Annotated in this window: 13 protein-coding genes; 11 read left to right on the forward strand and 2 right to left on the reverse strand. The window is 47.6% G+C overall.

The features are described 5' to 3' along the window. Nucleotides 1-94 precede the first annotated feature (94 nt). From DWV73_RS10070 to DWV73_RS10095, 6 genes are all read left to right on the forward strand, one after another. Nucleotides 95-934: a hypothetical protein gene (locus DWV73_RS10070; RefSeq protein WP_117796598.1), complete on the forward strand. Its 840-nt coding sequence runs from the start codon at nt 95-97 to the stop codon at nt 932-934. A gap of 45 nt (nt 935-979) precedes the next feature. Continuing rightward, a complete protein-coding gene (locus DWV73_RS10075; RefSeq protein ID WP_117796599.1) occupies nt 980-1,543 on the forward strand; it encodes a prepilin peptidase in 564 nt (187 codons plus the stop codon). After that, on the forward strand, nt 1,540-1,932 hold the full coding sequence (locus tag DWV73_RS10080) for a hypothetical protein (RefSeq protein WP_117796600.1): 393 nt from the start codon (nt 1,540-1,542) through the stop codon (nt 1,930-1,932). Before DWV73_RS10075 ends, DWV73_RS10080 begins: the two co-directional genes overlap by 4 nt. A gap of 13 nt (nt 1,933-1,945) precedes the next feature. Then, complete coding sequence (locus tag DWV73_RS10085; protein WP_117796601.1) at nt 1,946-3,568, forward strand: DUF6382 domain-containing protein; 1,623 nt, start codon at nt 1,946-1,948, stop codon at nt 3,566-3,568. A gap of 215 nt (nt 3,569-3,783) precedes the next feature. Continuing rightward, nucleotides 3,784-4,206: an HIT family protein gene (locus DWV73_RS10090; protein ID WP_022360422.1), complete on the forward strand. Its 423-nt coding sequence runs from the start codon at nt 3,784-3,786 to the stop codon at nt 4,204-4,206. Between the two features lie 10 nt (nt 4,207-4,216). Beyond that, nucleotides 4,217-4,774, forward strand: coding sequence for an RNA polymerase sigma factor (locus DWV73_RS10095; RefSeq protein ID WP_227589698.1), 558 nt, complete (start codon nt 4,217-4,219; stop codon nt 4,772-4,774). 100 nt (nt 4,775-4,874) lie between these two features. Here DWV73_RS10095 and DWV73_RS10100 read toward each other — a convergent pair whose 3' ends face one another. Next, a complete protein-coding gene (locus tag DWV73_RS10100) occupies nt 4,875-5,942 on the reverse strand; it encodes an undecaprenyldiphospho-muramoylpentapeptide beta-N-acetylglucosaminyltransferase (RefSeq protein ID WP_117796602.1) in 1,068 nt (355 codons plus the stop codon). 175 nt (nt 5,943-6,117) lie between these two features. Here DWV73_RS10100 and DWV73_RS10105 point away from each other — a divergent pair, with 175 nt between their 5' ends. After that, nucleotides 6,118-6,960, forward strand: coding sequence for a hypothetical protein (locus tag DWV73_RS10105; protein WP_117796603.1), 843 nt, complete (start codon nt 6,118-6,120; stop codon nt 6,958-6,960). Nucleotides 6,961-6,973: 13 nt separating this feature from the next. Further along, nucleotides 6,974-7,510 carry a hypothetical protein gene (locus tag DWV73_RS10110; protein WP_117796604.1) on the forward strand — a complete coding sequence of 179 codons (537 nt, stop codon included), beginning with the start codon at nt 6,974-6,976 and terminating at the stop codon, nt 7,508-7,510. 191 nt (nt 7,511-7,701) lie between these two features. On the opposite strand, the gene DWV73_RS10115 is transcribed toward DWV73_RS10110, so the two are convergent. Beyond that, the gene (locus DWV73_RS10115; RefSeq protein ID WP_022360027.1) at nt 7,702-7,950 is read right to left on the reverse strand and encodes a TIGR03905 family TSCPD domain-containing protein; all 249 of its coding nucleotides are present in this window, start codon (nt 7,948-7,950) and stop codon (nt 7,702-7,704) included. A gap of 458 nt (nt 7,951-8,408) precedes the next feature. Here DWV73_RS10115 and DWV73_RS10120 point away from each other — a divergent pair, with 458 nt between their 5' ends. The 3 genes from DWV73_RS10120 to DWV73_RS10130 all read left to right on the forward strand — a co-directional run bounded on the left by DWV73_RS10120 (nt 8,409) and on the right by DWV73_RS10130 (nt 12,000). Further along, nucleotides 8,409-9,107, forward strand: coding sequence for a 5'-methylthioadenosine/adenosylhomocysteine nucleosidase (locus DWV73_RS10120; RefSeq protein ID WP_022360026.1), 699 nt, complete (start codon nt 8,409-8,411; stop codon nt 9,105-9,107). 331 nt (nt 9,108-9,438) lie between these two features. Continuing rightward, nucleotides 9,439-10,524 (forward strand): hypothetical protein, encoded by a 1,086-nt coding sequence (locus tag DWV73_RS10125; RefSeq protein WP_117796605.1) that lies wholly within the window; start codon nt 9,439-9,441, stop codon nt 10,522-10,524. A gap of 126 nt (nt 10,525-10,650) precedes the next feature. Next, on the forward strand, nt 10,651-12,000 hold the full coding sequence (locus DWV73_RS10130; RefSeq protein ID WP_117796606.1) for a glucose-6-phosphate isomerase: 1,350 nt from the start codon (nt 10,651-10,653) through the stop codon (nt 11,998-12,000). Nucleotides 12,001-12,059: the final 59 nt, after the last annotated feature.

Raw genomic sequence — 12,059 nt, forward strand, 5'->3', positions numbered from 1 at the left:
AACAAAACGAATAAATGAAAGTATCTGTGCGGTCGGGATACCCGTCCTTCGGCGGCATAGAGCCCAAGTAACAAAACGACCCTGGAAAAGGGCATTGTCCTCTGCTTCCCTGTGTGCGAGCCTGACGATTGAGGCGGCGCTTAGTCTGACATTGTTTATGTTTACGGTGATTCTCCTGTCAGTTCCGATGGAAATACTGGATACTCAGAGAAAGGTGCAGACGGTGCTGGAAGTGACGGGGCGGGAACTGGGATGGCAGGTGTATCGGACATCCCATACGGTGCATCCGGCAGAAATGGAGGCGGGAAAAGCGGCAGAGGCAGAAGAAAAGGGAACGGGGGGCTGGTCAGAACTTCCGTCCGGGCTTATCCTGCAGGGATATTTAAAGGAGAAGATTCAGACAGCGGGCGGGAACAAAGTGTCCAATATCCAGTGTGGTGCCAGCCGCGTATCGGAAGATGGAGAATGGATTGACCTGCGCGCCTCCTATCAGGTGCGGCTGCCGTTCTCGGTATTTGCGCTTGACCATGTGACGCTTACTTCCCGGAGCCGGAAGCGGGGATGGATTGGGGCGGAAGGCGGGTATTTCTCAGAGAAAAACGCTTCAGAACCGGAGGAAAAATGGGTCTATGTGGGGCGGGACAGTACGCGCTACCATCTCTCACCTTCGTGCCATTATATATCGAATCAGATCACCGCGGCTGCGTATGCAGATGTAATTTCGGAGGTGCTTAGAAACAGCGGGGGATGCCGTTATAAGGCTTGCAGATACTGTGGAAAGACGGTGTCGGCGGGAGGTCTGGTGTATATTCTTCCGTCCGGCGAGGTTTACCATGGAAAGCAGGACTGTTCGTCATTGGCATATTATGTGCAGAAGGTGCGGCGATCAGAGGTGGAATATATGGGGGTGTGTTCATACTGTGGAAGTGGATAGGTGCGGATGGCGGAAAGAATCAAGGAGGGGTGAGAGGGCGGAGTGATGGAAAACAGTGCAGAGATAAGTTTCATGGGATTTACGCGGATGGATTTGGAAAGTGCAGTATGTTTCCTCTGTGCGGTTGTTTTTTCACTTTTTCTGATGGTCTTTTCCTGGCAGGATTTTCATAGAAAACGGATACGCGTAAGCTGGCTATATGGATTTGGAACGGCAGGAATGGCGCTTACGATGATACGGTGTGTGCTGTCGGTTATAAAAGATGGATGGGATTGGAAAAAAAGTGTGTTGCAGATAACGGTATGGCTTTTGGGAATGCTGCCGGGGATTTTTTTGTTCTGGATGGAGCGGCAGACGAAAGGTGCGGTCGGACTGGGAGATGGCTGCTTTTTTCTGATCACTGGGTGCTATCTGGGGGGATGGCGGACGCTTGAACTTTTGATGGGAGCTGTATTTGTGAGCAGTCTGGCAGGAGGTGTCTGGATGCTTACGGCACTGCTTGGCGGAAAGGGGAATGGTCTATGGGAGAAAATGCGGAAAAAGAAGTTGCCATTTCTGCCGTGTGTGCTTCCGGTGTGGATTTGGATGCTGATAGCATCTCTTGGATGAAGCGGGAGGTTTCTGCCAGTTATACGGTGGAAGCCTCGTTTGTGATGGCGGTTGCATTCTTTTTTATCGCGGCACTGTTAAATGGAGTGTTTGAGGTGCATGGCAGGATTACGGGGCGTTTTGTCCTGCAGGAGGCGATGGAATGGTGCCTGTATCGGGAGGAAAAAACGTTGCGGGGAGATGGAATGACTGTGGGGGAGATAAGCAGCAGAGCTGGACAGCGCCTGCATGGATTCTTCCGGTGCGGAGATGCAGTTTTGACGATCCGGGAAGATGGGGGAGACTTGGACGGAAGGGTAAAGAGCAGTACAGAGACGGAGATATCCCTGCGCGGACAGGAGCCGGAGCGGGCGATCCGTTTGCTGACAGTGTTGGAAAATGCAGAGTGATGGAGGATACGGGATGGAGATTCGGTACAGCCGGGAAATGAATCATAATTATATGATAATCGAAGCGCCGGAGGAAGAAACGGGCTATGCGGTACAGATGCTGTCGGCGAATGCCATCGAAGGGCTTTTGAAGTTCCGGGTCCGCCAGACGGAGGAGGCGAGAGAATATTATTATGAGATAACGTCGAGACAGCCACTTAGACGGGTGTTGGAAAAGCGGACCTTGTCGGGACAAGAACTCCGGTCGATTCTGCTTGGTGTGTTGGCGGTTCTGAAGCGGGTGGAAGAGTACCTGTTAAAAGAGGAACAGCTTTTGCTGGATCCGGAATATCTGTATCTGGAACCCGATCATTTTACTGTGGAATTATGTCTGGTTCCGGGGCATCGGGAAGAGGCGCCGCAGGCGCTCTCAAAACTGCTGGGGTATCTTCTGGAACGTGCGGATCATCAGGATCGGGAGGCTGTTGTATTAGCTTATAATCTGTACCAGATTAGTCTGCGGGAGAATTACGGAACGGCAGATCTGCTGCGCCAGCTTTCGGGGGAAGATCGGATCTTTTCGGCAGAAAAACGAAACGAGGATGAGGGGGATCCTGAGACGGCGGGAGTGTGGGCGGATCGGCAGGAGTGGCTTGAAGCGGAGCAAAATCGGAGGGATACGTTGGAATCTGGATCTGGGAAAATGGCTTTTGACACTCAAACGCCAGCCAGGAAGGATTGGAAATATAGGCAGGAAGCGTTGTATCAGGAGAAAACGACGAAAAAGAACCTGGAGTCGGTAGAGAATTCAGATGAAGTGGGGGAAAAGTCTGAAAGGGCAGGTGGAAAACAAAAGGGACAATGGCAGAACAGGTGGATAAAGGTACTTGGAAGCGCGGTGGCAGCTGGCATTGTGTATTGGTACGTGACGGGAGAAATGGATGTATGGCTGTATGCAATCAGCGGCGGCATCGGGGGAATCGTGTTTTTGAGGGAGATGTTGGCAGCCCGCAGAAAATGGCAGGTATATGGTGGCAGGAAGAAAAATCGAGGTCAGGGAGAGGATAGAGAGGAAAGCACGGAAGTGGATCAGGCGAATGAAGCTGGACGAGGTGGAAAGAGTAGTCGTGTGCGGAATGGTGAGAGGAAAGTGATCCAGAAAAAGAAAGAACGGTCTGGGATAGAAGGGACTCTATCATATCAAGACTGGCAGCAGACAACGCCTGAAAACCGCTGGCAGGTCTATCCGGAGAGTGAAGAAGCTTATCGGCAGGAACTTCGAAGAGAAGAAGAAGCACAGATAGAGCGGGCGAGAGAAGCGGGGACTACGCTTCTGTCTGCCTCAAAGAATGGGGAAGGAACGGTGCGCTTAGAGCCGGTGGAAGCCGGAGGAACAGTGATTCAGATTTCCTATATTCCATTTACACTTGGAAAACATCCGGGGCTGTCGGACGCATGTATTGACCGTCCGACCGTCAGCCGTCTTCATGCGCGGATCGATCAGAAGGAGGGCGTATACATTCTGACAGATCTCAATTCAACCAATGGAACATCGGTCAATGGCTATCCGCTTCAGGCAAATGAAACAGTCAGTTTGGGGAATGGGGATTCCATTTATTTGGCGGATGTCGGATATAAATTTTGGGAACACCGATAAATTGTCTGAAAATATGAAATAATAACCAAAAACACGAAATTGATGTGAATTATTTTGCAAGTACATCAATTTCGCGTTTCTGCAAATTTACATAGAACAAGCCATGGGGATATGCTATAATAAAGGCACTTGACATGGAAGTTTCAAGCCAAGTGACAAAAGAAAATACCGCTTTTCCAGTGAATGGAGAAGCATAGAGAGAAGGAGAGACCGACATGACAGACAAAGAATGTATTTTTTGTAAGATCGCTGGCGGAGAGATTCCATCCTCAACGGTTTATGAAGATGAAGATTTTCGTGTGATTCTGGATTTAGGACCGGCATCGAAGGGACATGCGCTGATTCTGCCGAAGCAGCATTTCAAAGATTTATGTGAGCTGGATCCGGCGATTGCGGCCAAAGCTCTTCCATTAGCTGGAAAGATTGGTGCGGCGATGAAGAAAGCACTGGGCTGCACGGGTTTCAATGTGGTTCAGAACAATGGCATATCCGCAGGACAGACTGTTTTTCATTTCCATGTACACATTATTCCGAGATATGAAAATGGACCGGATATGGTGACATGGGCGCCAGGAAAAGCAACGCCGGAAGAGCTGGCAGAAATTAGCAGCTCCATCCGCGAAGAACTGACGCGATAGGAGTTTGGATATGCACCATGAGAATGAAAAAATGGCGCTTTTTGAAGCGCTTTACAGAGAGTACCTGGTACCGCTGAAGAAATATGCGTATAGAATTGGAGTAGGGTACGATGACATTGAGGATATGGTGCATGAAGCTTTCATTGAATATTACAAGCGCTATTCGTTAGATCTGGATCATAAAGTAAAGTTGGTTTTACTGATCCGCATTTTACGGAGCAAGTGGATCGATAACCGGAGGCAGATGCGGCGCCGCGAGATGCTGCATCTGGAAGATCCGGATGCGGAAGAAGAGATTATGAACCTTCTTTTGGAAGGGGAGATAGGAATTCAGCTTCTGGATCAGGAGGTTATCGATAGGGATATCTATTGGAACGTATGGAAGATTGTCAAATCTATGAAGAAGGACTGGCGGGATGTTTTGATTCTCCGTGTTTTGGAGGGCTTGACGGCGGAAGAAGCCTGTGCGGTTTTGAAAATCAAATCAACGGTATGCTGTACACGTCTTTACAGGGCAAAAGCAGAATTGCAGAAGCGCGTGTTGAGGGCAAAGCTGTTTGATATTTAAAAATCACATCGAAGCAGAGCCGTTTCGAATCTGTCCGATGTGATGATAAGCTTACATATTCAGTGTTTTAGTCTTGTACTATACAAACGTAGCAATGCTACTAACTGCGTGCGCAATCATGAATCAGCCCCATGATGGTTTTGACAGCATTGTTTAAGTGGCTTTCAGACATTTTATCAATGAACTGCTGGCGATTTTTATAGGTCTCTTCGATTGCCTGGCTGAGAGTATCTGCGGTTAAAACTTCTTCTTCCAGAACGGTGCTGAATCCCTGTTTTGCAAAGGAGTTGGCATTTAAGATCTGGTCGCCGCGGCTGGCAGCAGCCGACAGAGGGATCAAAATGTTCGGTTTGCGGAGTGCCAGAATTTCGCAGATGGAATTTGCGCCCGCGCGGGAGATGATCAGATCTGCCGCTGCAAAGAGATGGCGGAGTGGTTTATCCACATACTCATACTGAACATATCCTTCGGTGCCGATGAGAGACTCATCCAGATTGCCTTTTCCGCAGATATGTATTACCTGATAGGTTTTCAGAAGCTGCGGAAGAATGCCGCGGACAGCCTGATTGACCGTGACGGAGCCGAGACTTCCGCCGATGATCAGAATTACTGGGCGATCGGCAGAAAGATGGGCGTACTGGAGTCCCGCCAGACGATCCCCGTGCAGAAGCTCTTCACGGATCGGGGAACCGGTCAGAACCGCCTTATCTTCCGGAAGATATTTAAGTGTTTCCGGAAAGTTGCAGCATACCTTGGAAGCGGCTGGAATACAGATTTTATTTGCCAGTCCTGGGGTCATATCGGATTCATGGATGATGACAGGCACTTTATAATGCTTGGCAGCCAGAACGACCGGAACAGCGACAAAACCGCCTTTGGAAAAGACGATATCCGGTTTGTATTTTTTCATAAGCTTGCGAGCCTCAAAGTATCCTTTCAGAACGCGAAGCGGATCTGAAAAATTCTTAAGGTCAAAATAACGGCGCAGTTTTCCAGATGAGATTCCATCGTAAGGGATGCTGGCTGCCTCGATCAGGCGGCGCTCAATGCCGTTATAAGAACCAATATAGTGAATCTCAAAGTCTTCCTCGCGCAGTGCCGGAAGCAGGGCGAGATTCGGTGTAACATGACCTGCAGTACCACCGCCGGTCAGAATGATTTTTTTCATAGTAGTTTCCTCCACACATCAGCCGCTGGTTACGGTGTGAGGGGACAACCATAACCTGAAAACAACTGTTTTTATGCTTTATCATACCCGCAAAGGGTTACATTTAGTATAGTAAACGGAAAAAAAGAAAAGTCAACCTAAAAGTTAGGACGAGGACAGAGAGGAGGGATAAAAAGTGAGCAGAAGCCGGCGCGGAAAAAAAGCTGGAGAAGATGCAGAGCGCCTGCTGCAGGAAGCGTTTGGAGTCAGCGAAGATCAGCTGTTGAAGGATTTTATCCTTGCACAGACGGAAGTAAAAGACAGCGACATACCTCCAGGATCAGAAGATGGCTTTGAGAGGTTGATGGCAAAGTTAGAAGCGGAGGTGGGAACAAGCCCGGAAAGTGAAAAAGAATCATCCAGCGAGAACATTGTCAAACTGCACGAAGAAGCTCGCAAACCACGCCGGTTGAAATCGATTGTAAAAGTCTCTGTAGCTGCCGCCGCTATCGCAGTGATGGTTGTGGCGATGGGGATTTCGGTTGGGGCGAAGAGGGAGTATCGGTATGTGGTGCGGGAGAAGGACAGTGTACGGAATGAGATTGTCTTAAATAATGTTGAGGCTATTCCTGGAGAGGATGAATTAGATAAAGCATATATAGAAATAACTAAAAAAACAAAGGTTCGTCCGTTGAAACTTGCGTATATGCCTAAAAAGATGAAGTATGTAAAAGCAGATATAGGAGAAACGTGGGTTATAATGTATTTTTCTTATGAAAAATATCGTGTAAAGATATTAGAAGAAGTAGGTGGTACTGGTAATTCTACAAATGTTATATCTGATAGAAAAAAAGAAGAGTATATTTATAATGATTTGTTAAAAGAAAATATTTATTTTGAAAAATCAGAGCTTTCAGATGGGAAATTTGAATATAGTGCTAATATTGTAAAAGGGGATACATACTATCAAATTTCGGGGATAATTCCTAAAAAAGAGTTTAAAAAGATTGTTGAAAATTTATTTTTAGAAAATTATTAGGGGGAAATTTTATATGAGAAAAAAATTATATACACTGATATGTGCAGGAATGATTATAGCTGCAAGTATGATGCAAGTTTATGCAGCAGACACACAGTATATTAATGGAGTTTCGGTTGAAGAGGCGGATTATAGCAATGCTTGTTTATTAAATGAAAATGTTTCGGAGGGAATTGCGAGGGGGATAGAACCAAGGGGAAGTATTATTGATACGGCATTAACAAGAATTAGTAATTTAGGAAAAGGAGATATTGGAATCCTTATTCAGACAGTAGCTCATGTAGAGTGTGATAAAATAAAAAATATTGCAGTTCTGCAAAGAGAAGAGGATGGTAAATGGGTAGAAGTTTCTAGATATATATATGATGCTAGCAAAGAGGATTTTCCAACGGAAGATTTATCAGGAATGTCGAATGATTTTACAGTGAAAAACCAGAAAACAGGATATTATTATAGAGTAGTTGGCGTTCATTATGTAGAGTCAAATGGAAAGGGACAGTCCTTTATGACAAAAACAGAGGGAATCAAAATCACCGAATACGGCGACTAATTCTAAACGGGGACAGTGTTACTAAATTTATATTTGCAACACGAAATAGTATGAAAAAAGCGATCACATAAATACCCCCACCTGCAACCATCCAGGAATTTCTGATTCAAAATTCCAGATGTTTTCAGGTGGGGGTTCTTAAACGGTTTTTCATTATGCCAACAGGCGTGAAAGAATCTCCTCAAAAATTCCTATTTCACGTTCGCTTTATACTCCTTCAACGCCTGTGCCAGCTGATCCGGGCAGGAAGTTGGGCGGAAGCCGCACTGGATGCCTTCGATGCGGGAGATTGCCTCGTCAATATCCATGCCATCGATCAGGCGGGCAACGCCCTGTGTGTTGCCGGAGCAGCCGCCGACGAACTGCACATTCTTTACTTTATTATCTTCTACTTCAAAATTAATCTCACGGGAACAGACTCCCTTTGTCTTGTATGTCATGGTAAAACCTCCTCAAAATGGTATGTGTTTTAATCTGCTGTGGCGGGAATCCACCGCAGTAAAATGATTATAGTCTGCCAGTAAAGGTGTTGTCAAGATAACAAAAATCCAGTATACTTTCTTTTGAGAAGATACGGTGTAACTGTTCATAGGTAGGCACTTTTGGAATCGAAAGTGCCGTAAGAAAACATGGTGGCAGCAGGAATTTGTACAACGTGTGAACTGTGACGATACGGTCGTGTTAAAAAGAATAGAAGGATGAATAATAGAATGTACACTCGGAGTCTTTTCTGCACTTGCTTTTGCGGCTTATTTTCCGCCAGCTGCACCCGAATTTCAGAGGCGGACGCAACGCCAACGCTTCAGAAATTTGGGCGCAACTGACAAAAAATTATCTCACAAAATCAAGCACAGAAAGATTCCGAGAGTACATTTAGAAAAAACAGGAGGATAAACAGATGTTAGGAATCATCGGAGCGATGGATGAAGAGGTGGCTCAGATCAAGGAGAAAATGACGGATGTTACCGTGACAAGCGTAGCCGGTATGGATTTTTATCAAGGCAAACTGGGCGGAAAGGACGCAGTTGTGGTTCGCTCTGGTATCGGTAAGGTAAATGCAGGTATGTGCAGTCAGATTCTGGCGGATCGGTTCCATATCAGCGCGATTGTGAACACAGGTATCGCCGGTTCCCTGCGTGCAGAGATCAACATTGGCGATATCGTTGTATCGACGGATGCGGTGCAGCATGATATGGATGCGAGCGGATTTGGATACCGGATCGGACAGATTCCGCGAGTAGATACCTTTGCATTTGAGGCGGATGAGAAGCTGCGCGAGCTGGCGATTGAGTGCAACCAGAAGGTCAATCCGGAGATTCAGGCATTTCCGGGACGCGTGGTAAGCGGCGATCAGTTTATCTCGGATAAGGCAAAAAAGGAGTGGCTGATCGAGCAGTTTAGCGCAAGCTGTACCGAGATGGAGGGCGCAGCGATCGCACAGGCGGCATATTTAAACGGAATCCCGTTCCTGATTATCCGTGCCATTTCAGATAAGGCGGATGACAGCGCAGGTATGGACTATGCGGCGTTTGAGGCGCAGGCGATCAAGCATTCGGTAAACCTACTGCTTGAAATGGCGTCCCGGTATGAGGCGTAATGAGTCATAGATATGATTCACAGACAGAATTTTTAATAACCCGAAATTTTGCATGATACGCATTATTAATACCTATTTAAAATCGAATTAAGGCAGAATTTGACGAACGATTTTCCCCTTTCTCATCTTCACAAAGACTCTTTCGGCGGCTATAATAAAGCCACGATGCAGGCGGGATTTGACAGGGCGCAAAAAGCAGAATGTGAAAAGCAGAATGTGAAAAGCAGATTGTAAAAAGCAAATTGCAAGAGACAAACTGCGAAGCGCCTAAACCTGACCTGTGGCAAGCCATCCGGAAGTGATCCGGAAGTAGAGAAAGGGGAGCTTTTTTATGCTGGAATTTTTACAAACTGGAAAAGCGCTGTCCGTTCTTGCGGCGATCGGAATGATCGGATTTGTCAGCAAGTTGATTACACGGAGCCTCTACAAAAGATTATTAAAAGAAACTGACAACATGGCGATGACCCGGAACAAGAATCTTCAAAATCTGAAGCAGCGGTTGGAAAATACCTGCCGCCTGGGACAGAACATCGTGAACACGCAGGCATATCTGGACAAGCAGATTGACGGATTTTCATTTTTACATATTTCGCTGGATGCGTGGAACGGCGTGTCAATGGAAATGGTGCTTTTAGGGCTTCTGACCGGAGCAGCGGAGGCATTTCTGGCGTACTGGTATGAGCTGGATGCAAGCTATATTGTGCTGTATGCATCGGCAGCTGTCATGAGTGGTCTGTTTCTGGCATTTATCGAGAGCTGTTTCCAGATTGACCAGAAACAGCAGCGGCTGGAAACGGCGCTTTTGGAGTATGTGGATAATTCGGTGTTCCTTCGGGCGGCACGTGAGAAGGAGACGCGCGGACAGGAAATGTCAGGAGTTTCTGGAGTATCCGGCGGAATTGCTGGCGCGGACTCGAATGTGCGGGAAATGCCGAAACGGCTGCAGAGTGCTTTGCGGGCAGAGCGCGGTGTGAGCAGTCGGGATGGCGCAGAAACGAATAATCGGGATCTGGGAGAAACGGAGTTTGAAAAAGGAAAATCGCGGACAGCGATGAGAGTGAATCCGTTCCGTGAGCGGGATGCACGGGCACAGAATCTGATGCGGGCAGTTCGCACTGCACCGTGCGAATCGGAGGAACGGGACAAGCATGAGACAGATGGGCATCTTGCGGATCGCCGGATGGTATCAGGAAATGAAACGGGAAACAATACGGGTCCCAGGCAGGAAGCAAAGGAGCGTCCCAGCGACAAGGAAATGGAGTATTTGAAGCAGAGCCTCGCTCAGATTGCAGCAAGCCGGGATACGCGGGAAACACGAAATGGAGAGGCAAATGCAGGTGACTGGATGAAAGGTTTGAGCCGCGAGGAGGCGCAGGTCCTAGGAGATATTATGAGGGAGTATTTATCGGGATTGTAAATGATGAATCCAACTGAAAACCGGTTGCACATGGGTGTCCAGATTGCTATAATAAGGATAAGTTAAGTTTTTGACAAAGTAATCACGCCGCCTGCGGACGGCTGAAATGCAAAGGAGAGAAAACGTATGGAAAAAGATGTGATCTTTGATTATTCAAAAGCAGCTGCATTTATTCATGAGGAAGAGATCGCCGGTATCAAGGCGGGCGTGCAGGCGGCAAGAGAGACGCTGGTAGAAAAGACCGGCGCGGGCAATGATTTTCTTGGATGGATCGACCTTCCGGTGGACTATGATAAGGAAGAGTTCGGACGCATCAAAAAAGCTGCGGAGAAGATTCAGAAGGATTCCGATGTCCTGCTGGTAATCGGTATCGGCGGTTCGTATCTGGGCGCAAGAGCGGCGATCGAGTTCCTGTCCCATAGTTTTTACAATAATCTTCCGAAAGAAAAAAGAAAAACACCGGAGATTTACTTTGTTGGCAACAGCATTAGCAGCAAATACATCCATGATCTGATGGATTTGGTCGATGGAAAAGATTTCTCTATCAATATTATTTCCAAGTCCGGTACGACAACGGAGCCGGCGATCGCATTCCGTGTATTTAAGGAGATGCTGATTGAGAAATATGGTAAAGAAGAGGCAAACAAGCGAATCTACGCGACGACAGACCGGGCGCGGGGCGCACTCAAGAATCTGGCAAATGAAGAGGGCTACGAGTCCTTCGTGGTTCCGGATGATGTTGGCGGTCGTTTCTCCGTCCTGACGGCAGTCGGTCTGCTTCCGATCGCGGTCAGCGGCGCGGATATAGATGCGTTGATGCAGGGCGCGGCAGACGCGAGAAAGAATGCACTGGAGACTCCGTTTGAGAAGAATTCTGCTCTGTTATATGCGGCGGTCCGCAACATTCTGCTCCGGAAGGGCAAACAGGTCGAGATTGTGGCAAACTATGAGCCGAGCCTGCACTATGTATCGGAGTGGTGGAAACAGCTCTACGGCGAGAGCGAGGGCAAGGATCAGAAAGGTATTTTCCCGGCAGCGGTTGATTTAACGACCGATCTTCATTCGATGGGTCAGTTCATCCAGGATGGCGCGAGAATCATGTTTGAGACAGTTCTGGAAGTGGCTGAATCTCCGGCGGAGATCATTTTGAAGAAAGAAGATGTTGACACGGACGGTATGAACTATCTGGCTGGCAAGAGCGTGGATTTCGTCAACAAGAGTGCGATGAACGGCACGATTCTGGCACATACCGACGGCAGTGTGCCGAACCTGAAAGTGACGATCCCGGCGATGGATGCATACAGCTTGGGACAGCTCTTCTATTTCTTTGAATTTGCCTGCGGCGTCAGCGGATACCTTCTGGGTGTCAATCCATTCAACCAGCCGGGCGTAGAGAGCTATAAGAAAAATATGTTTGCACTGCTTGGCAAACCGGGCTATGAGGAAGCGAGAGAGGCGCTGCTTAAGAGACTGTAGGGGGCGGACATATAAAAAAGTATGCGTTCTGCGGCATTCTCTCCGGCATGTTCCATGAA

Origin of the sequence: Clostridium sp. AF12-41, from assembly GCF_003461685.1 — a bacterium.
Taxonomy (GTDB): Bacteria; Bacillota; Clostridia; order Lachnospirales; family Lachnospiraceae; genus Otoolea; species Otoolea fessa.